The sequence below is a fragment of the Botrimarina hoheduenensis genome (assembly GCF_007859815.1).
Classification (GTDB): domain Bacteria; phylum Planctomycetota; class Planctomycetia; order Pirellulales; family Lacipirellulaceae; genus Botrimarina; species Botrimarina hoheduenensis.
The window spans coordinates 402,268-427,473 of the sequence record NZ_SJPH01000004.1 but is presented as its reverse complement, the minus strand read 5'-3'; the positions used below and the strand labels follow the sequence as shown (position 1 = coordinate 427,473).

The following is a 25,206-nucleotide window of genomic DNA, read 5'->3' as shown; positions in this document are numbered from 1 at the left end:
CCCTATGTCTGGATCCTCGTCCCTCGTCGCAACGCTTTCGGGCATCGTCCGGCGTTGGCTGCTGGTGCTCTTGCTGGGCACTTATGCGGCGGCGGCGTTTGCGCCGGGGCCCGGTCTGTTGCTCCGAGACGCCAGCTTTGGGGTCGGCTCCGGCGGCGAGGCCGCACGATTCTCGTTGTGGATGGTCGCGGTACTGCTGCTCTGTGGCGGCGCAATGAGCGATGCGTCGCGGGTACGAGAGCTGGGCAGTCGCCCGTTCGCTCTGCTGCTGGCCCTGCTCGGGAGTTGGGTTGTGCCGCTGGTGGTGGCGATTGTCACAGTGCCGATTCTGTTGGCTTGCTTGCCGAGCGATCAGGCCGTCTCGATCGGGCTAGGGCTGGCGTTGGCCGCCGCGATGCCTGTTGCCAATTCAGCGGTGGCGTGGACCCATCAGTCTGACGGCGCGATCCCGTGGTCTTTGGGCCTGGTGATCATTTCGATTGGCCTGTGTCCCTGGGTTGCGCCGCTGCTGCTGAGCTTCATGGGACTGACCCTCTCCGCGGCTCAGTCCGCGGCGGCCGAAGCCGTTGTCGTGCGGTCGAGCGGCGTGATGTTCATGGTCTGGGTGTTGGGACCAACCGCCTTGGGGCTGGTTGTCGGCGGGCTGCTGGGTCCAGCCGGGCGGCGGGCGGCGGGGCCGTGGCTGGCGCTGGCTTCGGCGCTCGCGCTGCTGCTGCTCAACTACGCCAACGCTGCCGCGGCGTTGCCCCAACTGCTTAGCGAAGCACGCCCCCAACCAATTTTTGCCGCTGCCGGTGCCGCGTTGGCCCTGCCCCTCTCGGGTGCGGTAGCCGGGTGGGGGCTTGCCCCTTGGGGCAAGGTGTCGCATCAGGTGCGGATCGCCTGGGCGTACTCGCTCGGAATGAAGAACACGGGGCTCGCTCTGGGGCTCGCCGGAGCGCTGCTCGGAGACGCTCCGCTGGCGGTGCTCGTGATCCTGCTCGTAACGCTCACCCAGCACGCCGTCGCCGGGGGGGTGCATGCGGTGGCGTCACGCGCTCATTCGGCCAGCTCGGCATCGAGTTCGGGCTTGGGCTCCTGAGCGATCACGATCCACTGCGTATCGATCGGATCGTCGCGCACCACCCGCAAGACGGGAGCGAATGCCCCCCAGTAGTTGGCGGTGTTGTCGAACGGTTCGATGTAGCCCTCATCGATCAGGCGATTTCCGCCGGGGGCCTTTTGTTCAAGCATCGTTGCGAGCAGTTGCTGATCGAGCCGTCGGGGGCTCGCCGCCGTGCCGATCCGCGGATGGTGCAGCACCAGTCCCCGCTGAGCTTTGCCGGGGCCGCCGGCATCAACGGTGTCGGCTCGGGAGTCGACGAGCAGGATTTCGACTTTGTCAAAATCGCTGGTTTGCTGGGCCTCTTTCTTGGTGAGCGTGAAGTCGCCCAGCTCGACCGACATCGCCAGCACGCCGATCACCTCGCGGGCATCCGAGGATTGCCGCCCGTTGAAGATCGGCAATGAAAAAGCGACCTTCAGCTTGCCACTGTTATCGCTGCGATAAACGGCGGAAAGCGTGGCCGTTGTGATCGGTTCGGGCAGCGTGTAGTCGGCCTGTTGGGGGTCGAAATCGTATCCCTTGCCGTGGAAATAGTCGCGATAGCCGTAGTTGCCGCCCGTGGTATCGCCACGCGGAGCACGGGCGATCTGCACGCCGTTGCGGTTCTGGATAAACCAGCTGTTGGTCTCGAACTTGGCTTCGGATTCTTGCAGCGAGAGCCAGTCCTGCGGTGCCTTCCAGAGCGATTCGTCTTGCGGTGCGGCGTTGATCGCCCGCAACCACCCGCGCAGCTCGTCGCTCTTCGAGAGATCTTCCAGCTCTACAAACCGCTCGTTGATTTCCTTGCCGAGCAGCCGTGCGGCGCTGCGCGATTCTTTCAATAGCATGTCCTCATGCTGGGTGAGCATGCGGCTCTTCATGCTGGCCATGCGGCCTTTCAGATCGCTGAACCACCACGCTAAGTTCAGTGCCAGCAGCGCCGTGACGATCGCCACTACGGTCGGGGCGAGCCACCATGCGCGTTCGGCGGCTTTGGAAAGCGTGGATCCGCGGGGCGTAAGCCGACGGGTGTCGAGCGCCGCCTGGGCAGGGGCGCGGGTGTCGCCGCTCACGGCGGAGCTACCTTCAGGCGATCCGCTAATCCTGACCAGTCTTGCCAGTGCTCCGCGGTCAGCGAGCGGTTCGAGCGCTGCCGCGATCTCGAGGGGCCGTTGGGGTCGGTCCTCGGGGCTCTTGGCCATCATCTGCCGGAGCAGGGCGTCAAGCTCGGGCGGGGCGTCGCACGAGCGGCTGGCCGGCACCAGGGACTCGCGCTCATGCGCTTTTTGCGCGCGAAGGTCTGACTGAGCGAACGGCGGTTCGCCTGTGAGCAGGTGATAAAGCGTGCAGCCCAGGCTGTAGATGTCCGCCCGGATATCGACACTCGTGGTGCGCCACTGCTCGGGTGACATGTAATAGCCGGTGCCCATCCCGCCGTGATCGATCCGGGTGACCCGTTCGCGGTCGTTGCCCGCTAGCAGGGCCAAACCCAGGTCCATCAGCTTCACCACGGCCGTTTTTGGCGGCTTAGCGGCTTGGGTGCCGGTTGAGGCGGTGGGGTCGTCGCGGAGCGTGACCATCAGGTTCGAGGGCTTCACGTCGCGATGCACAAGCCCTTGCGACGCCAGGTGTTCCAGGCCCAACGCGGCTTGGCGTGCGATCTCGCACGCGGCACCGGGGTCGAGCCGTCCATGCTGAGCCAGCAGACGATCCACCCCCACGCCATCGATGTACTCCATGACGAGATAGTGCTGCTCGTCATCCGGGGCCGACGAGTCGATCGCGACGACGAGATTCGGGTGCTCCAGAGCACCGGTAGCGCGGACTTCTTGATAGAAGCGGCGAACCGCCGACTCGCCGGCACCGGAGCCCATCAGCTCGGGCTTGATCAGCTTGATGGCTCGCGTGCGGCCGAACTGCGTGTGCTTTGCTTTGTAGACGTTGCCCATGCCCCCCGCGCCGATGAGTTCTCCTAACTCGTAATTCCCCAGCCGCTTCTGGGGGGGCAGGGTGGTGGCCGACAGACCGCTCGTGCTGCCACGGTGGTAATCGGTGAGCCCCATCGTGGCCGGCAAAACGGTCCACTGGCGTTGATCGGGCGGGGCCGCGTCAGCGCGCGGGGAACGGGGTTGCCCCCCTTTGCCGAGTACCTCGAACAGCTCGACCTCGCCGATGCCGCGCAGGCTCCGCCGGCCGTGGCTGTGCAGTCGCACGTCGCTCAATCCGGCGTCTTCCAGCAGCGAGGCCACCGATCGCGAGGCCAGCACCTGGTCGGCCGAAGCTTGGTCTGCCAACCGTGAGGCGTAGTCCACCGCGCGGCCGATGTAGTTGGTTTCGTCGTTCGGGTCGCGTTGGGGCACGCCCGCGTGCAGGCCGATCCGCACGCGGACCTGAGCCGCCCGGCCGATCTCGATCGGCGTCGTTTGGTGCAAGGCCTGGACGGAAAGGGCCCACAGAGCCGCTTTAGCGGTGTCGGTGAACGCCAGGAAGTGGCCGTCGCCCGCGGTCGAAACCACCCGGCCGCCGGCGTCGGCAAGGCCCGCTTCGATCCGCTCACGGTGCGGTGTGAGCACCAGACGAACATAGGCTTCGTCGCGCTGCGCGGCGGTGTCGCCCGGCACGCGTGTCTTCAGATCGACCGAGCCGACCAAATCGGTGAAGACAAAGGTGGCGAAGTCAGCCATCGTTCCGGCTAGAGGGGGCGGGGATCGCACGCCGCGAAATCATAGCATTATTGCCGCACCGCGCGCGACGTCGGTATCGGCAGCCGTAGTAAAAAAGAGGTTGAACGCCGCTCCACAAAAAAAGAAGCCCGGCGTGCTCTTGCGAACACGCCGGGCTACGCGGCGAACCGCTGTGCTTGAGATCGTTTTCGTTACGCAGTGTCGGTCTCGAAAAGCTCCTTCAAGAGGGAGACAACGAGGGAAACTCGCGAAGCGGTGCGTTGGACGGTTCGGCTTCAACAATCAGCCATCGGCGGCACGCCAGGGTTTGTCGGGTGACCGTCAAGCGAAGCCGTGGACCTCATCGAGCAAGCTCATTGGGGGCGACGGCGGTGTGGCGAGCCATGGCTCACCGGTTCGACTTGACGCGCTAACGGACCGTGCGCGGCGACGGTGATTGGTGTTGTCGATTGCTTCGCGACCTGAGCTTTGGGGGGCCCACCCTAGGCGTCGCACGCAGCGAGCGGTTGGGTCGGCAGGCAAGGCGGATCAGGAACAGCTAGCGAACGGTTTCCTCCACGGTGGTGAGCGGGATCGACCAGACGAAACTCAGCCTGTTGGGCGGGGGCCGTTTGCCTCACCGCGTCGCAACAGCGAGTGTCTTACGGCGGGAGCCAGCCGTGAGTCAAAGCGATTTTCGACTTTCTGAGCGGCCGCGATAAAAAAATCGGGGGCCGCGATCAGGTGGCACGGATCGTGCGGATCGTGCGCCCCCAAGGCGTGGATCCCGCGAGCGGTTCGTCAAGGACCGAAGGCCGCACAATCGATAAAAAAAGGGGAGTCAGAAAAATCGGCAGGTTCTTGCCGCGATTCGTTGACAACCAGAGAACCCGTAAGCAATAATGCGGGTGTGTTGGGGGTAGTAGGGTGTTTGTGATTTCAGAGTGAGGCTTCGGCTCTCTAAGTTTGAGAGCGGAGCGTAGAGAGTGAAATCGCAAAAACACGGCTGCCGTCAATCCTTCGCTCTCACGAGTTCAAGGCTCTTCCGCGAGACGCTACTGAGAAGATCGTTCTTTAGCTGACCTTGCTCTTGCCCACGGTGGCTCTCAAGGCGTTCTGGCTCTAGTTTTTTGAGCCTTCCGCCAACCAGAGTTCGGCCAAGAGAAGTCCTCACGCTTCCTTGCCGGCTGCCTTGCGAACATTGTTCTGCAAGCGTCTTCCAGCGGCGGGGCAGAGGACCCTTCGAGGCAGCTTGGCTGGCCCGTTGGGGTCAGGCCTCTCGCGAATCTCGAGTTGCCCCCTACTGGCAGGCAACTTTCCCGCGAGAGCATCCCCGCCCGAAGGAATCTCGATTCTTTCCTGCGGAGGCCTGATCCAGCAGCCCGCCCTTTCGATCTTCTCTCAGCTAAGCTAACCGCGATCCGAGCAGACCTTGCAGCGACTTTTTCGAACGACCTTGCTGCAAGACCCTTGAAACCGAGCGAGACGCAGAGTTCAATAAAGTAACTAATGGGGTTCGAAAGTCTGAGCAGCGATCGTTCCCCTACCTTGTCGCCCAGCCGATTCATAGCGTGAGCACCGTGGCCTGAGAGTTTCGGCTCTTTAAGCCAGCCCACCGAAAGAACTCCTCGGTCAGACGAACCAAGGTTTTTTGAGTTTCGCAGTTTTAAGATTCATCGTGTACCGAGTTCCGCAGAACGTTTGAGCAAGCGTCAAGCCCGGCAACTCAGATCCAAGTTTCAATCTCTAGTGGGTGGAGAGCTTCGAATGTCTTTCATGAATTACGCTTTTGTTGCGACACTGTGTGCGATGACCTCGCCGGTGTTCGCCATGCCGGCGCTGACCTTCGTCAACAACGGTAATAGCACGGGCACGTTCCGGCTGGCTCCGGATGTCGCGCTGTTCCCCTCAGCCGCGGGCGGCTCGCTGGCCTTTGAGATCTCGGTGACCGTCACCGGAGCGACCATTCAGGCCGGCACCAACGGTGCTCTGTTCCCGACCGCCAACCCCGGTGACATCGGCGTCGGCGGCCTGTTTAACGGCGTCGCCATCGCCGGCAACGTGGTTCGTGGGGCCTACGGCAGCAACCTGTTCACGACCGGCACCGCGGTTGATGCCTTCACGGTCGATCTCAGCGCCGGCGGCACCTTCACCTACTTGGCGGAAGTCGCACAGAACGGCACCAAGTTCGACTTCAACGGCAGCGGTGCCATCACCAACGCGGTCGCCGGCGACTTCAACGCCGATGGCAAAGTTGACAACGGCGACCTCAACCTGCTCCTGGGCAGCTGGGGTGCCGCAACCGTCCCGCCGACGTGGGTTAACGGATTTGTCTCGCCCGTCGATAACGGCGAGCTGAACGACCTGCTGGGCAACTGGGGCTTTGGTGTCGGCGTCGCCGTCCCCGAGCCCGCCTCGGCACTGCTCGTGACCCTCGCCGGAGTTGCCGCTTGCGGCCTCCGCCGTCGCGTCTGATCAAGAAGAAGCACGAAGAATTAAGAATCCGCAAAATTTCGGATTCTCCCGTGGGCAGGATGGCCCGCGGCTGATTAGAGTAGAAGGAAACCCCCGCGGGTGCCCCCTCACAGGGGCCCCGACTTATCCTCGGAAACAACAGCACAGGTTTCAGCGGTCGGCGATCCCCGATCCCTCGGCACGTCGCCGGCCGCTGAATCACCCGATCACGGAGAGCCGCGGTCAAGCGACCCACCTCGAAGCCCCGCTTCAGTGAGTCGCGAATCCCGTCTTTTCGAGAATCGTTGAACTTGGGATCTCGGCGAATGCCTCGCCGGACCCGGAAAGGACATGCCTAATGCAGATCAGTTAGTCACCTCTTCCTCGCCAGGCCGATCGGCCGGTGACAGGGTGGCAAACATCAATCAGCCTCGGTGAGCCCGGCCAGTCGGCCGCCTCTCTCCTCCGCCGCTTGATGACCAATTGATTTGTGTAGGCATCTTGCCTTTTAAAAAGTTTCAAACGATTTCTCGATCTTGATGGAGATTTACACCATGCGTTTTGCTCTTGCTGCTCTTGTTCTTGCTTCCGCCGCCTCGGCCTCGGCTGGTGTCTCGGGGGTCAATGTTGAATATGTAACACCAGGACCGGCCTCGCTGGCGAACTTCACCAGCAACGACATCCTGATTGATTTCGACACGTCAGCCCTTCGCGGTCAGCAGATCTTCCTGACCCTCACCTCGGGTACGATCTACAACACCCCCGGCACCGGTAGTAACACCCCCCCGAACGACGCCTTCTTGGTCATTGTGCCGGAACTTGCCTTCGATACGTTCGTTGGTATCGGCGGTCGTAGCACCGGCTCGGTTGCTTCGGATACGCTCGTGGTCGGTGGCGCCGTTAACATCCCCGGTGCCCCCGGGGCGCTGACGATGACCGACGCTCAGACCCTGTCGGTTGCTTTCGCTCCGGCGCCGGGCAACAACATCGCCCCCGCCGACAACTTCTTCGTTTCGCGGATCACGCTGTCGAACGACGCCAACGGCACGTTCACCTACTTCGGCACGACCGACGGTTCGGCTGATGCTACGTTCGAAATTCCCGTTATCAATGGTCGCATCGGCGTTCCCGAGCCCGCTTCGGCCCTGCTGATCGGTCTGGCCACCTGCGGCCTGGCTGCGGTCCGCACCCGTGGCTGAGCGTGAGTAAGATTGGGCAAGTTCGGCGCGATAGCGAGAAAACTTCCGTCAGGAAAATCGTTGACGTCCGGCTAGCCTGAGGTGAGAATGAGAGAGCGGGTCCTGGCAGAAATTCCGGGGCCCGCTCTTTTCTGTTAAAATTCGGTCAGCAACGCTGGAATCGAAAAATCTGCTTGTTACTATCTGTTTGTCGGGAGGCAGGGATAAGATTGCGGGTCCGTACGGCACAACGACGCCAACCGCGTCGGGTAGCTGGACCCTCTCGTCTGACACAAGCCAACCGGTTTTTTTTCGCGGGTCCCTTTGCTTAACAGCATCTTCTGAGGAGTAACTGATCTAATGCGTACCCTAATTGCGTGCATGTGCGTCGCCCTGGGTGTCTCGGCTGCCAACGCCGGCGTCACCGGAGTCTCTGTCGACAGCTTCCCCCAAACCCTCGGTACCGGCGCGATCGTCGTTAACGACATCAAGGCCACCTTCGACGGCCAGCTCGGTGGCCAGCAGCTGTACATCCTGCTGGACAACGGCACCATCTACAACACCGCCGGCTTCGGCGGCAACGTGGCCCCCAATGCTGCGTTCGTCGGTCTGGTTCCCGACCTCGCCTTTGACTCGTTCCTCACGATGGGCGGCCCCACCTTTGAGTCGTCGCAAGGCGTGCTCGTGGTTGGTGGTGCGGTCAACATCATGGGTGCCCCGTCGGGCCTCAACGTCGGTACGCCGAACACCGCGCTGGTTAGCGCCGCGTTCGCCCCGGCCGCCGGTCTGGTGATCACCGATCAGGCCGACTTCCTGTTGGCTCGCATCTCGATCTCGTCGGACGCCGACGGCATCGCGTTCTTCTTCGGTTCGACCACCGACAACGCCCCGGTCTTCGAGATCGCCGGCACCGTTACTGACGGCGTACTGACCTTCATCCCCGAGCCCACCAGCGCCGTGCTGGCCGCTCTGGCGATGGTCGGCGGTTTCATCCGTCGTCGCTGAGTCGGTTGACACCGAAGCCCGTCGCGACCTTTCGCACGCAATTCGGTACCACTCGTTACTACAAAACCCTCCCGTCGCATCCTGCGACGGGAGGGTTTTTTCGTTGATTGCCGCGCAAGTTGAATTGCCTCACATCAATAGCCATTTGCGCCGCAGCGGAGCGGCCGCCAAGCAGTGTTAGGCAGCCAGCTCCGACAGGCGTTTTCTCGGAGTGGTCTGAAACGCATTAAGGAATTGCGAGAGGGGGGGCAACGAGCGCCGGAATGTTTTTGCTACCGCGCTGGCAACACCGCTATGATGGCCGCCGTTATCTGGTCCGCGATCGCGGACCACGAGTTACTAACCTTTGTCAGCGAGATCGAACTAATAACCTGCTCACAGAATCGGGAAGTTTCGCTAGGCGGGCTGCGGCTGTTGGTGGTGGCTTTCTCGGGGCTCGTGGCTCCGTTTGTCGAGGCCGCACCGCTCTTTCGATTGGTAGACAACCAGGACGGCAGCGGCGTCTTTCAGATCGCGCCCGACGCATCACTGTTTCCCACCGCTGCCGGCGGATCGATCGCCTTTGAGATCGACGCCACGATCACCGGGGCCACCGTCCTGGAAGCCGTCAACGGCGTTCTCTTCCCCGTCAACAATCCGGGCGATATCGGCGGATCGTTGTTCTTTGGTACGCAGATCTCTGCAGGTAACACGCGGGTTCGGGCGGCCTACGGCAGCAATCTGTTCACGACGACCGACTTTGTCGATGCGCTGCTCGTCCGTCTGACCGGTCCGGCGACGATCAACTACAACGCAGCATTCGCTCAGGGCGGCATGCTCTTCAGCGCCTCGGGCTCTGAGGCGATCACGCTCATCCCCGAACCCGCCGCCGGGCTGCTGCTGCTCGCCGGAGCGGGCTGCCTGTGCGGCCGCATACGTTGGTGCTGAGTCGCTTTCAGTGTGTCCTGCTAACCCAGCAAGCTGAGGGTCCCCGTAAGCCGAAGGGCCGTAGCCCGAAGGGTCCGTAAGCAGAAGGTCGCAGCTAGCTGAGAGACATAATCTTCTGGCCCCCCACCGAGCCCCCTCGTCGCCCGCAGCGCCGAGGGGGCTTTTTGTGGCTCGTTGCTGATCGGGCGGTCCGTCTGTGTAGGACGCGGCTGTTAAGATTTGCCGGGGGATTCCGAAATCCGGTTCTGCTGGGTCGCGCCGGTTCGATCCGTTGTAGTGGCGCGCTGTTGGTGCGTCGGTCCGGGGGGACGCTAGCACGGCTAGCGGGCGGGCCGGCCCGGGCGGTGCGTGTTGCAACCGGATAGACCTTCGTCGCGATGCGGACCCCGTCCGAGCCGTTGAGCACCACGCCACACCGCCGCTCGCGCGCCGCGGCGTGGGGGCTCACTGCGCTTGCGGTGCTGGTGCTGGGCCGCGTTGGGTGGTTGGCGGTCTCCAGCCTCACGGAGGAGCCTTACCGGTCGGCGTCATCGATCGCCAACAGCTCGGTTTTCGCTCCGCTCACGCTAGCGAAGCCACAGCCGCGAGTCGCGGCAGCGGAACCGGCTGCAGCGGCCCAGGCCGACGTGCGGCTGACGTATGCCGAGGTCGCCATGCTCTCGGCGGTCTGCCCGACAGCGCTGGAGGGTTTGCCGGCAGAGGTGTTGCCGCAGGACGGGGTGACCCTGGCCCGTTCGGTTGAAGAGGTGAGCGACCCGCCGCTAGCCGCCCCCACGGGAAGGCTCACCGGGTTGCGGGTGGAAGGGGTGCGGGTGGCGGCGTTGCCGGGAGGTACGAACCGCACGGACGCGCCTGTGATGCGTCTCGCGCAGGCACCAACCGCGCCCCCCGCGGGGTGGCTGATTGCGCCCGAGCGATGGTTTGTGCCCGAAGATCGGACCACCAATCCCCCAGCAGCTCTCCCGTCGGCCGATCTCCCCTCGGCCGAAGTCCTGGCAACTGAAGTCCAGTCGGCCAAAGTCCAGTCAGCTGAAGCCCCGCCCGCGGCACAGAACAAGGCGCTGAGCGAGCGCTTGCCCGCGGAGCCGCGGCCCTTATTGCGTGAAGGCCTGCCGCGCGAATCCCTCCCACAAGAAGCCCTGCCGCGGCCGGGGATCCCTCCGAATAAGACCGTGCCGCAAGCGAGCACGCGGCCGGCCAGTCCGTTGCCGCCGACCCCTTTGCCTGCGAGCCCGTTGCCGCCGGAACAGAACGGCCGACGGGCCGATCCCCGGCGCGGCGAGTCGCTAACACGTGAGCCGCGCGCGATCGAGGAACCCGCAGCGCAGGGGCGTCGTTTACCACGCTCGGAAGGGCCGCTGGAGCGGCGTGCAGCCCCGCCTGCGACAAAACCCCTCGATGCTGCGCCAGCAGATCAGCGGCAAGCAGAGGGATCGGAAGAGGGATCGGTAGAGGGTCTGCCCGGAGGAACCTCCGAGGGGCAAGGTGAACCGTTGGGGCCGAAGGAACCCACGGAGCCAAGCCAACCCTCGGGACCGAGCCTGTGGCCCTCGACCCCGCTTCCGCCCGTAGTTCCGGCACCTTCGCAAGCAGCTGAAAGCGAACCCAAGGCGGCGTCGCCGTCCGCACCGTCGGCGGACCGTCGGGCGCTGCCCCGCCCACCACGGCAACCCCTCGTCCGCGAACGCCAGCCGCAGGACACGCTGCCGAACCAGGGTGCCGAGGAACTTCCTGCCCCTCCGCGGGCGGGGGTATCGTCGCTCGGCTCAACTCCCCCCGCGGCGCTACCGCGTCCGAACCCCTCTCCGCCAACGCCTGTGCCGGATTCGATCCGGCGCGGCACGAGCGAAGCAACCACGCCGGTACCGACCGTGCCACCCCAGCCGTTGTTCGCTGCTCCCGCCGGACCGACGCCCCCGGCAGCCTCACCGCCCGCCTCGCCGCACGGGGGGCCGAGCGCAGCGCAGGACGCCGCCGCGGCCCGCAAGGCGGCGGAGGGCAAGTCGGCCGACGAATCGCATCGCGAGCTGTTTGCCCGCAATTGCTACCCCTCGGCGCGTGACTGCGCTGAATGCCACGAGCGGATCTACAACGAGTGGAGCGTTTCGAGCCACGCCTACGCGTTTGTCTCGCCCATGTTCCACCGCTTTGAAGAGAAGCTGACGCAGCTGAGCAACGGCACGGTGGGGCACTTCTGTTACCGGTGTCACTCGCCGGTGGCGGTCGCGATGGGCGAGGCCCGCAGCACGCCGGTCGGCTTGCTCGCCGAAACGGCGCGTGAGGGGGTCACGTGTATCGTTTGCCACCGGGTGAATCAGCGGTGGGGCAAGAGCAACGGCGAGCGGCACATCGTGCCGGGTGATCGCTACGCACCGATCTACGGCGGCCTGGGGGGCGATGGCGTAGCGGCCGCGATCGCCAAGAAGGACGAGTACAAGGTGAAGCTCTCCGACGCGGAGAAGGGGCCGGGAGTCGGCATCCACAGCGAAGGGCGCTTCTTTGACCAGCTCACCCAGGCGGAGGCCTGCACCAGCTGCCACCAAGTGGCGGTTCACCCGGGCGTGAAGCTTGAGGTGGTGTGGGAGCAGTACCGCGCGTCGCCGGCGTGCGAGAAGGGGGTCACCTGCCAGGAATGCCACATGGGCCGGGTGCCGGGCATGGCGGGGGGCTACAACTACGGGCCGGTGGCAGAGATCAACGGCAAGACGGTGAACAATCACCGCAAACAGTCCAGCCACATCTTCTATGGGCCGGGCTATTCGATCGCGCATCCGGGCATTTTTCCGCAGCACAAAGACGCGGGCAAATGGACGCTCGACGAGTGGTTGCTGTTCGATTGGCGTGCGGGCTGGGGCACGGAAGCGTTCGAGGAGCGTGTCGAACAGGCAGAAGACCGGGGGGTCAACGTGGCAAGCTGGTTTCCCCCGGTCTGGGCGGACGCCGATGACCGCTGCGACGCACGCGATATCGTTGAGGACAACCTCGAGCGGCTGAAGACCAAGCGCCGTTATCGCGAGCTAGTGATGGAGAACGGTTCGAAGGTCGAGGGGCCCTTCTTCCGCGACACGCCGATCGTCGGCCGCGACCTCGAGTTTGACTATGTGGTGACCAACCTCAACGAGGGGCACAACCTGCCGACGGCGTCGCTGGGGGCCCAGCCACAGTTGTGGGCCAATGTGGTGCTGATCGGTCCTGACGGCCGGCGGTTGTGGGAGACCGGCTACACCGACTCGCTAGGCGACCTGTGCGATATCCATTCGGTAGACGTGCGCAACCGCCGGATCCCGTTTGACAAGCAGCTGTTCAACCTGCAGACGATGTTCTTGATCACCGGCGCGACAGGCACCGATCGGGAGTTCTACCTGCCGGTGAATCTCGATATCGACCAGGTCGCGCACCTGCGACCGGGAGCGATCCCCGTGACGGTGACCAACCATCCGCCGTTTATCCGCATGGAGATGCGTTCGATCGCCCCGCTGGGCAAGAAACGGGTCAAGTACACCGTGCCGCGGGAGCTGGTTCAGCAACCCGGGCGTTATCGCTTGAGCTTCCGTTTGCGGAGCCGAACCGAGCCGATGTACTTCATGCGGCTGTGCGAATCGACGCCCGAGATGCTGCGTTCAATGATCGAAGGCACCTTGGACATCCACCCCTACAGCGTCGAGTTTGACGTTTACTAACCGAGCTCTCATGCCCGCGCGGCTACCAACAACGTTGATTGTGCTCGCCTGCCTGCTGGCAGGGGGGGGCAGCGTGCGCGCCGAGGGACCGTTGTTTGCCCCCCCCGCTGCCGCACCCCCGCTTGCGCCTCACGCTGCGCCGCCGGACGGCGTGCGCGTGGCATGGGCGCGCGGAGTTTCTTCGCCGGGGCAGCCGGTCGTTGGACGGTACGGGCTGTTTGCGCCCCCGCCGCTGACGCACGTTGATCTGCCCGTGAGCTTCCAGCCCGGGCCTGATCCGACACCGGGTCAGGATGAACAACAGAGCACAGCAAAAACGGCCAAGCCGGCTCCGCTTCCTGAGGTGCAGCACGCGCCGATCGTTGCCAGCCCGGGCGTGTGCGAGGCCGAGTGCCGGACGGGAGATTTCAGCGCGGACGCCTTCTTTGCTCCCTACGACGCCTGCTCGGAGCTGCAGACCTACAACGGCAAGAAAGAGGTCGATACGCAGCGCCCGTTGGTCGAGCTGGGCATCCCGTTCTACCAGGGCGGTCCGCATCCGGCAGCGAGCGAGTTGCTCGGCCCCACGAACCTTGTTCAGCAGAAGTTCTACGTTTACGGCGATTACCGGGTGGGCATGACCCAGGCTGATTTGGGGGCGACCGAGGAGACTACCCTCGCGCACCGCTTGAATCTGGAGCTCGACTACTGGATCACCTCGACCGAACGCGTTCACGCGTTCGTGGGGCCCTTTCAGGAAGACGCCCGGTTTATGCGGGTGGTGGACGGCAAGTACTTTGAGGAGCTGGACTTCTTTCAGGCCGATACCGACACGCTGTTCTTTGAGGGCGATCTGGGGGCCATGATCGGCGGCTATCGGGGAGAGTACGCGTCCTTCGATATGCCGGTGACGATGGGGCTTGTACCGCTCCTCTTTCAGAACGGCGTGTGGGCGCTGGACGCCATTGTCGGCGGTGCCGTGACGATCCCCGCGCGCAACAGCGCCACGCTGGATTGGTCGAACTTCGACGTCACGTTCTTCGGTGGTGTGGATCGGATCTCGTCCGGGGCGTTCGGCTTTGATGACGACGCCGCTGCGCTGATCGGGGCGACCACCTTCATCGACGTTCGTTCGGGTTACCTGGAACTCGGCTACGCCTTTGTCGATGACCAAGAGGGAGCGGGACGCAGCTACCACAACATGGGGGTCAGCTACACGCGGCGTTACGCCAACCTTGTGTCGAACAGTGTTCGGTTGATCGCGAACGTGGGGCAGGATACGGGCAGCGATCGGCAGACCGCCGACGGGGTGCTGCTGTTGGTCGAGAATTCTTTCCTGACAGCGAATCCGTATAACGTGATCCCCTATGTGAACTTCTTTGCGGGGTTCGATCGTCCCCAGCCCCTCGCCCGCGCGGGAGCGTTTGGCGGCGTGCTGTTCAACACGGGGATTCTGTTCCAGGCCGATCAGCTCACGAGCTATCCGACGCTCGAGCCGAGCGGCAACAACACCTACGGTGCCGCGGCGGGCATCGACTTTTTGTCTCCCGCATTCAACCAGCAGTTGATCCTAGAAGTGGCGGTGCTGGGCACGATGGGCGAGCGGATCGACCGGGTTGCGCCCGGCGATCAAGTGGGTCTGGGGATGCGCTGGCAGAAGCAGCTGACGACGGCTCACCTGCTGCGCGCGGACGCGATGGTAGGCGTGCTTGAAGACTCCGAAGAGATCGCCGGCGCGCGGATCGAGTACCGCTGGAAGTTCTGATGACCGCGCGGGGCTGCGGTGATCACGGGGCAAAGCTTGGCAAGGGTTGCACGCCGCTTATAGGGTGCTAAGCAGATTGCTGCCGTGATATACGCTAAGGAGGGCTGTCCTACTAACGACCGTTTTCTGGGACAAATGGTAGCCTGAGGCGAGATGTCGGGTTTCCCGCATTCCGGCGTCCCACCAACCGGTCCTGAGAATCAAAGTCCCGGATAGCCAGTGCGACGAAGGAAGATGGGACAGCAGTACCGACCCGAAACCTGCCGAGGTCTGGCACACCGACGCGAGTTAGCCGCCTTTCAAATCCGCTGAGGGTGGTCCAACCTCAGCGAGTTGGCGAGTTCGCCAACTTGCACAGGACGACGCCACCTTTGCATGTTAGGCTCTCAGCCCCCTTACGGGCCGCAGGCAGGTGACGGCTAAGAGAGCGAGGATCTGGGTTGCCGGTTCAGGAATGATAGCGGCTGTGAAATTGTCGTGAATCAGCGGGTTGTCGGCTGACACGGCTTGGAAGCCGGTCGAGCCAAAGATGCCGATGCTGAAGGTGTCGCTGTCAGTCATCTGCCAATCGGAACTAGCGGCCCCTAGGTTGGCCGTGTGGATCTGCGTATCCCCGGCAAATGCACTAAGCACTTCGTTGAGGTGGTCATACCCAAGGGTGAGTCGGACAGAAGTGTCTGTCGTAGGCACTCTGCGGCTGCTGTCGTCGAGGTCGTGATGCGATGCAACGTTTCGCTGCACGACGCTGCCTCCATCCAAGATGACTTCGAGCGACGAGCTAAAGACTCTCCTATCGTCGAAGCTCGTAAAGGCAAAGATGCCTAGCTCGATCCAGGTATCACGGCCGTTGTCTTGGTTGGCTGGATTGTTGGCAAGAAAAGAGGTGTCGTAGCCGGCGGGGAGAGTGACATCGACCGCAACGCGCCACGATTGGTCGTACCGTGGTCGGAAATTGATATGCTCAAGACCGGTGCCGTTCTCTTCCGAGAGATCACCGTCGGAGGCGGTGTACTCAACTTGCTCCGTGACGTCGTTCTGGGTGATCGTGCTATTCGGATTAGGAAACAGCGGCACGAAATGGTCCGACAACGTGCCGTCAAACCCATAATCGAATGGGCCAGCCAAGGCGGAGGATAGAAGGAGGCCGTTGAGGCCCAGGGCGAAAAGTGCAGCGCGTTTCATGAGGTCCTTCTCCAACGGGTGCGGGTGCGGTTCACTACCAACAGGACATCCAGCCGATTGGCAACCGATGTTCACGTGAGTCGAAGTGATATCCGCACCGCAGTCAATCCCGTCTTCTAGAGCGACAAAGATAGCGAAGTGCAGGCTGGGGTCATTTCATGGACCGCCGCTAAGTGCAAAGGTGTGACCCTCCTGAGCAGCGAAATGCGACCGGCAAACCTGCCGAGGTTGCCTCAACCTCGGCGCCGAAGCGGTCCGGCCAAGTCGCTGAGGTCTAACCGACCGACGCAGGTTACGCCCTAGCGTAGACGACGGCAGCAATCTGCTCAGGACCCTCTTATGGGCTCAAGGGCTCAGCCGCAGCGCGGCCCGCAGGCCCTCAACCGCAGCGGCTTGTTCCACCAACCGGCCAGCTGCCGGCGAGGCGACATGATAGTTATGGCACTGAGTGCAACTGTCGCCCGCGGCGTGGGGCTGGTGGCATTCCACGCAAGCCGATTTGCTGAGCACGACGAAGTCTCCGGCGGAAGGCGTGCTTGCCGATCCTCCGTTGCTGACCAGCGCTGCTCGTTGGGCGTTGGTCTGATGGCAGTGGGTGCAGTCGGCCAGCTTGGGCTGGAGCAAATGGGGCCGATGTGAGAACCGCGTGAAGCCGCGCGGTTCGGTAAGTCGCTGTCGGCCCTGCCAATTGACCGCGAGCCCGGTCGGCGTGGTTTCGATGCGATGGCATTCGAAACAGCCGCCCGGTGCCCCCGGACGTTGCCACTCGCTGAGTACCGTGTCACGGAGATCAGCTTGTTCCTCGGGCAGACGGATCGCCAGATCGATCCATGCCCTGACGAGCGGATCATCGTGGCCGGTGGGATGGTACGCGAGCGTGTGGCTTTGGTGATCCAACTGCCAGCCGCCGCCGGTGCGGCGATCTTCGATCGCGTCGTAGGCCGGGGCGGGCTCAAGCCGTCCAAACCAAACGCCTTGCAGCTCATCGATCAGTTCAACGGGGAGTCGGCCGACATAGTCCTCGACCGATCCGGCACGCTTGCCCAGCAGTGTGCGGACGCGGTAGTGCAACGCCTCGTGCCCTTCTTCTTGCAGCTCATCGAGCAGCGAGCGTAATGCGCTGAGGAGTTTTGCCCCGGCCACGACCGAAGCTTGGTCGTCAGCATCGACGTCAAAGAACGAAGCGTCGGCTCCGAGTTCCTCGAGCGCTTCGGCGGCTTGGGGATCCGCGGCGAGGAGCAGCCGCATGAGAGCGGGGAGATCGCCGTCAAAGTCGCCCGTTGCGCCGTCGGGCCAAACACCTGGTGCCGCGGCGTAGGCGGTGAGTGCTTCAGGATCGATCGTCGGGAGTCGCACGAACTCGAGTCCTGCGCCGAAACTCTTCCGCAGGTCCTCGTCATGGCAGCTAGCGCACGCCTGCTGGTAGGTCGGTCTGTCGGTGAGGTCGCCGGTTGCGTCGCGCAGGTGGCACGTGGCGCAGTCGAAAGCCCGACCCGCTTTAGAAAAGTGCAGCGACTCGTGCGCGGTATGATCAAACGCGATCCGGGTGGGCCGAGCGACCGGCCAGGAAACGAAGTCGGGGTGATCGGCAGCGAATCCCTGATACTGCTCTTCGTGACACGCTTGGCACCGCGCGTTGGTCATCGCCGAGAGATTGTGATTGGCTCCGTGATGCTCTTGGTGACACGTGGCGCATGCCACGGGATCGTCGTGCGTCGCGCCCCGCGCTCCGCCTCCCAACGAGAGGCTTACGGGTTGGGTCGCCGAGTCCTCGCCCGTAAAGAAGGGGAAGGCCCCCTCGGGCAGGCCGTGGGCCAAGAGGGGGGCCGCCCCCGCCCGCTGCAGGTCTTGATGGCATTCAAGGCATGCCTGCGATTGTGTGAGCTGCTGTCCGTCGTGGCCGGCGAGTGCGGCTTGCAGCAGCTCGAAGTTGCTTTTGTTCGCCCCGGGGTGGCACGCCGCGCACCGATCGCTGGTCGCTGCTCCGGCGAGGACTTGAGCATGATGCGATGACAGCGGGCCGGGTTTGACCAGGGCATTGCGGTTCGCCGCGCCCAGCAGCATCAGCACAGCGCCGAGCGTGAAGAGGATCGCCCCGCGAAGCCAGCGTCCACGAATCGAACGTAACGTGCGTCGCGGTCGGCACTGTTTAACAAGACAGCACTGGCCCTCGGGCGTTGGGCCACCGCCGGGCGCGGCATGGTCGCAAACACCACCGCGCGCCAGCGAGCGGTTGCAGACCCAGCGATCGCCCTCGCGGCGTGGCACGCATTCTGCCGTGACCGGGCAGCGGCCCGCAGCACTCGGCCCTGCCGAGCAAGGGCAACCCGCGTTTTCTAGGCCACACATCCAGACGCGGTTTGGTCGGTCGTAGTCGTGCGGACGTTTGTCGGGATCTTCCAGCGGCCCTCTCATGTCGGCCCCCCGCGGAAGGCCAGGGCCAACAGACCGTGCGTTGCGCCGAGTGTCAGCAGCAGCCACGTCAGCGCGATGTGCAGGAAGACCCATTTCTTTAGCAACCCTTGCCGGGCCGCATGAAAATCGAGATCGTCCTTAAGCCGAATTAGCGTGAAGAGCCGCTCTGCCGCGGTTCGTTCGGCGTCGGTTAGCAGACGCCGGCTAGCGGTCAACTCGTTGAAAAGGCGCTTGCGCGCCGCGCTGGTGGGCGAAAGGGCGTAAGCCAACGAGCGCGGGCGATTGAAGAAGCCGTGCAGACGATTGGCGTACAGGTCTGCCAGCGTGGTGGCACCCGTTGCACGAACCGCAGCGAGGACGGTCGCTTGGGCATCGGAAGCCACCCGGCTGCGCAGCCGGGGAATCCGTTCGAAGACAAACTGTTCGCTGGTGCGGGCAAGCTGCTGAGGAACTGTCCGTGTCAGGTACAGCCCCACCACGCCGCTGAGCCAAGTCGCGGCAAAACTTGCTGCCAAGACACCCTCCAGCCAGCCGTCGGGCCAGCGCCAGCCGATGTGTGCTGCTAACACCAAGATTGAACCCGCCCCGAGATACGCATGCGCTTGCATCCACAGCCGGCTTGTCCCCAGCGGCAGCCCGGGCAGCTTCTTACGCAGGTTGTACGCCGCCAGAAAAACGACCAAGCCGTAGAGCACATATCCGGTCGCAAACGCATCGCGTGCGAGCGAGGCATCTAGCCAGGCGGTCCAGAACACGAAGACCCCCACACCGGCACCCAGCAGGCTGCTGTTGAGGAGGCGGCGGCGAGTCAAGCGATTTGGCAAGCGAGCGTCGGTGCGTTGACGGGAAAATGAGAGGAAGGCAAGAGTATCGGGAACGATTTAGCGCGAGACCAGCGACGCCAGCGAATGCGGTGACGACAAGTCGATCCGCACCAGGGCGTCATGCGGACATGCGTGCTGACACGCGGGCCCTGTGGGTTGGTCGCTGCACAGATCGCACTTTGCGGCTCGCAACAGTGGCTGTCCGGTTACCTGATCAAACACGATTGCCCCCTCCGGCGCACGCACCTCAACCATCTGGATGTTGTTGTAGGGGCACGCGTTGGCGCACACCGAGCAACCAACACACGTGGCGTCGTTGACACGCACAACGCCGGTCGCCGGATCGCGGTGGATCGCCCCGGTGGGGCAGCCGATCATGCACACGGGATCAACGCAGTGCATACAAGCGTGGGCGAATTGGAAGTGATCGTGCGTGGGACCCTGGCGGATGAAGCGGGGGTTGCCGTCGTGAGTCGCGGCACAGGCCCGGACGCAGTCATCGCAGCGCGTGCAGCGATCCAGGTCGATGACCATCGCCTCGACACCGTTGATGAGCCGACGATCAACCAGATAATCGAGCGTACGCGCTGGCAACTCGGAGTCCGCAACCGGCACCTTGTCGGAAGTTGTTCCCACCTCGGCGAGGAAGACATCCGTGGGAAGCCGTAGCACATCCAGATAGCCGACCGCGTGGATCGAGACAGGCCACCGGGCCGAGGCATTGTCGGCGGACAACAGGGCTTCAGCGCCCAGGACGGATCCCTTGCCGTGATAAGCGATCGTCCGCTGCCCCTCGCCCTGGGCGACGCTAACCCGCGCGAAGCCGCTGCGGACCAGCAACAGGTACTCGATTGGATCGTCTTGTTTGACGACCTGTGCCTCGCGTCGCACACGATCCAACGGATCGACGGCGGTGGGGTCGGGCGGTAGATCGCGCCAGTCGAACGATCCGAACGTGGCAAACTCGATAGCCGAGGCGACACGCTCGAGCGCTTGTTCGTCCAGCGAAGTAAAAAGCGGAGTCGCCCGCAGATGCACCCGCAGGCTGTTGTCTCGGTACAAGCGATCGATGTGGGCACGCCACGCGGGCGTGAAGCGCATCAGATCGCGGAGCCCTTGCCAGCGAATCTCGAGGGCCACCACGCTACCTTCCGCGAACACGGTTGCCGTACGCGGCGCGCGGGTTAGCACGGCCAGCTCGCCGAAGACTTCGCCGGGCGAGAGCAAGGCAGTGCGTTTGCTGTCGAGTACGGCAGACACATCTTGAACAAATACGCTGCGTTGATCCGCGGCACGGGCGTCGATCCGATCGCGCACCTCGGGCGGCTTGGCGGGGCCCAGCACGGTCGCCAGCGTGCGACGGATCGCGCTGCCCAGCCCCGCGCGACGGGGCGTTTCGGCTAGGCCCAGTTCCGCGGCGGTAAGCGATTCGAGCGTGACCCGCGCTTGCCCATCCAAGAGCAAGAAAGCGGTGTCACCGTAGTCCCCTTCACGCATCAACACCTCGCCGGCGGCACGGCGGCGGATGCGCGTATCGTTCTTCAGCAGGCCACGCAGCGGGATCGAAGCCGGGAAGGCGGTCTCGTCCATCTGATTGAACGGTGCCACACGCATCAGCCGTTCGACGAGCGTGTCGGTCATCGCGTCGTCGAGGGGCGCTTGCCAGCGCTGGGGGGCCACACCCGCCGCGACCGTCGTCGGAGAAGTCGTCACTTGTACGTCTCCGGAGAGGGCAGCAGATTATCGATCGCCGCCAGGCGTGCGCCGTCGGCGCGCTCCGCAAAGGCATAGGTCGCGTCGCTGAGTGTCTGCGCCGCCAAAATAATCGCAGCGGAGTTGTCGAGTTTGAGTTGCAACGTGGCGAGCGGAGCCAGCGCCTGTTGGATAAGCGGCTCGTTCAGCCGCCGCTGGATCTCCCAGAGTTCTTGCTTCTTGCTGGCAGCGCGTTCGGCGCTGGTGGTGGCAAACGCTCCCGTTCTTGAGGCAGTCGCCACTGCACGCAGGCTGTACTCAAGATCGGTCATCACGCCAACCACATGCATCACCCGCAGCCGTGCGGGAGAGCTTGGCTCGTTTAGCACGCCGCCGGAACGCACAAAGTTGTGCCGCACCTGACCTTGTGACCAAGCAACGAGGCTAAAGTCGCGGCTGCCGGCCGGATGGCCGCCGACATCGACAAGTTCCTCGTTTGGTGTGGTGTGACAGTCGAGGCATTGTCGAGCGATCAGATACAGATTGGCCGGGTTGTTCATCCCCGCTTCGACGCTGCGTTGCCGTCGCTGCTGGCGGTGCGCGGGTGACTCGCTTTCGCGGGTCGCTCCGGGGCCGTAATCTGCGTGGAGCTCGATCCATCGATCAGAAGGACCGTGGCACGACTCGCAAGAGACGCCCGAATCGATCCGCACCCGCCCGCGGACTTCTTGTCGGGTGTAATGGCAACGCACACAGGTGTCGTTCCGTTTGACGGAGCGTATGCCAAGCCGCTCGGCGATCGCCTTGGCCTCAGGCTTGCGGTGGAGCGTATCAATCGTCATGGCGTGCGGCGTCGAGCGCCAGCGATCGACCTCGGCCGTGTGGCACTTGAGGCACGAATCTGCTCCCCTCACGCGCGCCGGATCGAAGGCTTCGCCGCCGGTGACCGGGGGGGCCTGCGCGGCTCCGTCAGCGATTCCGTAGAGAATCACAAGCAGCACGCTTGCGGTGCCGCTCACGATTTGTCGGGCCAGATGGTTCACGGAGCAGATTCCCCTTCCATGGGAGATAGCGCGGCGGTCGCAGTGGGGCTTAGTTTAGGCGTCGAGCGTCACTTCGCCATCCGGCAAACTGATGCAGGCCAAGCACTCGCCCTCACCGATGGCCACGCTTGTCGAGCGGAGTGCTGTCACGGAGCCTTTCAGCACGCGAACCCGACAGGCACCGCAGTTACCGGCCCGGCATCCCGAAGCTACCGGAATGCCGCGCGCTTCGGCCAGTTCCAGCAGAGACGGGTAATCTCCCTCCCAGCGAAAGGGCCCGGCGCTGGTGAACCGCACCTGGCTGCCGACGGCACGTTCCAGAGCCGTCGGGTTGGCTTCCGTGCGAACGCTTGCCGGTCCGAAGGCCTCGAAGTGGATCGCGTCATCGGGGATGCCCCCTTCGAGCAGTTCGGGCACCAGCGACTGCATCATCTCGGCCGGCCCGCACACATAGAAATCAAAGTTGTTACTCGGCAATTCCTTGCGGAGCAACTCCATCGTCACGTGCCCCGTCAGATCGTAGTCGATTCCCAGGCGGTCTTCAGCAAGCGGCTGAGAGTACACCACCCGCACCCGAATATGCGTGAGCCCGCGTGCCGCCTCGATTGCTTCACGCAACAAATGACTCTCGCTATCGCGAAAGCTCAGGATCACGCAGGTTGGCTTGACGGTTCCCGCGTGCTGGATCGCAGCCAGCATGCTTACCAGGGGCGTGGCTCCGACCCCGGCACCGATCAGCACCACGGGGCGAGGACTGGTTGGGTCGAGAAAAAAAACACCACGCGGTGCCTGGCAACGGAGCGTGTCACCCTGGCGAACTTTCTCATGAAGCCAAGTGCTGACCAAGCCGGGCGTTGCCTGCCGATCGTTCGCGTCGGGCAGTTGCTGCTTGACGGTGAGTCGGTAGTACTCGCTGCGGGGTCGATCCGATAACGAGTAACAACGCCGCACGCTCACGCCCCCCGCGCCGACCGGTGCCTCGATCGTCAGATACTGGCCTGGTAAGAAACGTGGCAGCGGCATCCCTTCGGGATCCGTCAGGTAGAATGACTTAACATTCTTCGCCTCATCGACCACGGCCGAAACTTTGAGCGTCCGCCAGCCTTCCCACGCGACCCGCTTGGAGAGCTTGGCAACGGCAACGGCGGCTTCGTTCGCAACCAACTGTCGGAACTCCGCTCCGCTAGCATCGCAACGCTTGCGCTGATCGGAACGCGCGCGGAACCAGCCAACCGTGCCGAGCACCGCTTGCGCCGTAACCACCAGGCACAGGGCAGCGCCCAGGTAGAAAAGCAGTGGTTCAGAGGGTGACAGCATCGGGGAGCGTTGTGGGGTTTAGCGGTTACTTGCCCGCGTGAGCTGTCGTCAGCTTGTTGGGGCCCGCATTATTGGAGAACCAGGGCGACAGCGTCCAGAACAACCGCTGCCGGTGCCGATCCACCGAGAGGGGCGTTCTGGTATTGGTGCCAGCACTCACGCAAATTTTTTGCTTGTTGCTTCGGGTCTCGATGCTCCAGCTTGCGATTTACGACACCGATAGCCATCGCTTTCAGCAAGCACCGCTGGCGCCGCGTGGCGTTGTCTTGCTGATGAGCGGCGAGGGTTGGCGGCTTGTCGATCCGCCCGCGGACGGTCTCAAGGGCCCCTGGATCGAGCTACGCTCTACCGATGAAGGGGTCCGCTGCCGTGTTTCGGCCGATCCGCTCTTCACCACCGAGGTTGTCACACCGACCGGTCCGCGGGCCTTGGTGCCGACCGATCGCTTGACGCTGCCCGTCCGGCTGGCTTGCGGAACGACCCACATCGAGTTGATCGAGGCTCCCCCAGCTGAGGAGCTGAAGCCGTTGATGACGCTCGAACGGCGTGCGTCGCAGCGCGAAGAGCGTTCGGCGGGGCCACTCGGCAACGGACCCGCTCCCGCAACGCTCACGCGCTGGTTCGAGGCGGTTGCGACCCTCAGCCGCTGGTCGGTCGGGTCGGGCGAATTCTGGCAGGGGGCCGCTTCGCTCGTGATTGATCCGCTGGGCTTTGATGCGGCCTACGTTGTCGAGCGAGACCCCGCCACTGACGGCCACGACGGGTGGCGCGTGCTGGCCGCCAACATTACGCGCCCCGAGCTAGGAATCGGATTGGAGCTCAGCCGACTCAACGCGGTGATCGACACTGCCACCACCCAGTTTGATAATGCGCTGCAGCACGATGGCTCGGCCTGGGCGATCGCCCCCTGGCGTGATGAGCAGGGCAGCTTAGCAGGAGTGATTGTCGGGGTGCGAAAGCGACACGAGGCCAACGCCCGTGGGGCGGTGCGGCACCTGGAAGCCAACCTTGTGCGGCTGGTTGCGGATGTTGTTACGAGCGGCGTGGTGCGTCACGCCCACGAGCGTCGTGCGGCCCGCCGGCAGACGTTGCTGGAACTGGCCTTCTCACCGCAGGTTGCCCAGCAGATCGAATCCGACGAACGGCTCCTCGATGGTGCCCGTCGCGAGGTGTCGGTGCTGTTTGCCGACCTGCGCGACTTTAGTCGTCGCTTTCACCACCAAACCGCGGCGGGTCTCGGACCGGTTGCTGCCTATAAGCTCTTAAGCGAGGTGATGGACGCCCTCAGTGAGGTCGTGGTTGCGCGGGGGGGGCATCTGATCGATTACTACGGCGATGGACTGGCCGCCCTGTGGAACGCCCCGCTGGACCAGTCGGACCATGTTGTTCGGGCCTGCGAGGCGGCACTCGCTTGCGCAGAAGCCCTAGAGCCCATCAGCACAGAATGGCTGGACCGACTTGGTGGCCCGCTGGGTCTGGGGGTTGGTGTCCATACGGGCTCTGCGCTGGTGGGAAATGTGGGCAGCCGTTGGCGGATCAAGTACGGTGCCCGTGGAGAGACGATGAATCTTGCTAGCCGTGTCGAACGGGCGACCAAAACGATCGGCGTCTCGCCGATTGTTAGCGCTGCGACCGTTCAACGCCTGGCGGCGAGCGGAGGCGATCACTTCCACACCCAACGACTCTGTCGCGCACACCTAGCAGGTATCGAGCAGGCCACGGACCTCTACTTGCTCACGAGCGAAGCCGATTCGTCCCAACTGGGGATGACCGCTAGCGTCTACGCAGCAGCCCTGGCGGCGTTTGAAGCCGATCAGCTTGAGAAGGCCAGCCGCCTGCTGCGCGACGCGGTGCAGAACACCGCAGCCGGATTCTTGGCCCGCTGTGTCGAGCGTTCTAGAAATGAACGCCAGGGGCGCCGCGTGGCAGATCGCCCGGACGCGGTGGGAGCCATCATCTCACTGGTCGAAGCATGAATCGGTAGCTTGTCTCCAGATC

Annotated in this window: 15 protein-coding genes; 8 read left to right on the top strand and 7 right to left on the bottom strand. The window is 63.8% G+C overall.

The window, feature by feature from the left end:
• Positions 1-4: 4 nt before the first annotated feature.
• Positions 5-1,081, top strand: coding sequence for a hypothetical protein (locus Pla111_RS11690; RefSeq protein WP_146574545.1), 1,077 nt, complete (start codon positions 5-7; stop codon positions 1,079-1,081).
• Here Pla111_RS11690 and Pla111_RS11685 read toward each other — a convergent pair.
• Positions 1,039-3,768 (bottom strand): protein kinase domain-containing protein, encoded by a 2,730-nt coding sequence (locus Pla111_RS11685; RefSeq protein WP_146574543.1) that lies wholly within the window; start codon positions 3,766-3,768, stop codon positions 1,039-1,041. The two genes, Pla111_RS11690 and Pla111_RS11685, sit on opposite strands and share 43 nt — an antisense overlap.
• Before the next feature lie 1,755 nt (positions 3,769-5,523).
• Here Pla111_RS11685 and Pla111_RS11680 point away from each other — a divergent pair.
• From Pla111_RS11680 to Pla111_RS11655, 6 genes are all read left to right on the top strand, one after another.
• Positions 5,524-6,222, top strand: coding sequence for a PEP-CTERM sorting domain-containing protein (locus Pla111_RS11680; protein WP_197524976.1), 699 nt, complete (start codon positions 5,524-5,526; stop codon positions 6,220-6,222).
• Positions 6,223-6,755: 533 nt separating this feature from the next.
• Entirely contained in the window at positions 6,756-7,400 is a 645-nt protein-coding gene (locus tag Pla111_RS11675) for a hypothetical protein (protein ID WP_146574539.1), read from the top strand.
• Between the two features lie 339 nt (positions 7,401-7,739).
• Positions 7,740-8,384, top strand: coding sequence for a hypothetical protein (locus Pla111_RS11670; protein ID WP_146574537.1), 645 nt, complete (start codon positions 7,740-7,742; stop codon positions 8,382-8,384).
• Between the two features lie 294 nt (positions 8,385-8,678).
• Positions 8,679-9,311 (top strand): hypothetical protein, encoded by a 633-nt coding sequence (locus Pla111_RS11665; protein ID WP_146574534.1) that lies wholly within the window; start codon positions 8,679-8,681, stop codon positions 9,309-9,311.
• A gap of 377 nt (positions 9,312-9,688) precedes the next feature.
• Positions 9,689-12,991, top strand: a complete 3,303-nt coding sequence (locus Pla111_RS11660) for a multiheme c-type cytochrome (RefSeq protein ID WP_146574532.1) — start codon at positions 9,689-9,691, stop codon at positions 12,989-12,991.
• 10 nt (positions 12,992-13,001) lie between these two features.
• Positions 13,002-14,735, top strand: a complete 1,734-nt coding sequence (locus tag Pla111_RS11655) for a hypothetical protein (protein WP_146574530.1) — start codon at positions 13,002-13,004, stop codon at positions 14,733-14,735.
• A 378-nt stretch (positions 14,736-15,113) separates the two neighbouring features.
• Here Pla111_RS11655 and Pla111_RS11650 read toward each other — a convergent pair whose 3' ends face one another.
• The 6 genes from Pla111_RS11650 to Pla111_RS11625 form a co-directional block, all read right to left on the bottom strand.
• A complete protein-coding gene (locus tag Pla111_RS11650; protein WP_146574528.1) occupies positions 15,114-15,917 on the bottom strand; it encodes a hypothetical protein in 804 nt (267 codons plus the stop codon).
• Between the two features lie 345 nt (positions 15,918-16,262).
• The gene (locus tag Pla111_RS11645; protein ID WP_146574526.1) at positions 16,263-18,185 is read right to left on the bottom strand and encodes a hypothetical protein; all 1,923 of its coding nucleotides are present in this window, start codon (positions 18,183-18,185) and stop codon (positions 16,263-16,265) included.
• 143 nt (positions 18,186-18,328) lie between these two features.
• The gene (locus Pla111_RS11640) at positions 18,329-19,144 is read right to left on the bottom strand and encodes a hypothetical protein (protein WP_146574524.1); all 816 of its coding nucleotides are present in this window, start codon (positions 19,142-19,144) and stop codon (positions 18,329-18,331) included.
• Between the two features lie 69 nt (positions 19,145-19,213).
• The gene (locus Pla111_RS11635) at positions 19,214-20,869 is read right to left on the bottom strand and encodes a cyclic nucleotide-binding domain-containing protein (protein ID WP_146574522.1); all 1,656 of its coding nucleotides are present in this window, start codon (positions 20,867-20,869) and stop codon (positions 19,214-19,216) included.
• Entirely contained in the window at positions 20,866-21,891 is a 1,026-nt protein-coding gene (locus Pla111_RS11630; RefSeq protein WP_197524974.1) for a cytochrome c family protein, read from the bottom strand. Before Pla111_RS11630 ends, Pla111_RS11635 begins: the two co-directional genes overlap by 4 nt.
• A gap of 54 nt (positions 21,892-21,945) precedes the next feature.
• Positions 21,946-23,208: a 2Fe-2S iron-sulfur cluster-binding protein gene (locus Pla111_RS11625; protein ID WP_146574517.1), complete on the bottom strand. Its 1,263-nt coding sequence runs from the start codon at positions 23,206-23,208 to the stop codon at positions 21,946-21,948.
• A 191-nt stretch (positions 23,209-23,399) separates the two neighbouring features.
• Here Pla111_RS11625 and Pla111_RS11620 point away from each other — a divergent pair, with 191 nt between their 5' ends.
• Complete coding sequence (locus Pla111_RS11620) at positions 23,400-25,184, top strand: adenylate/guanylate cyclase domain-containing protein (protein ID WP_146574515.1); 1,785 nt, start codon at positions 23,400-23,402, stop codon at positions 25,182-25,184.
• The last annotated feature ends 22 nt before the right edge of the window (positions 25,185-25,206 follow it).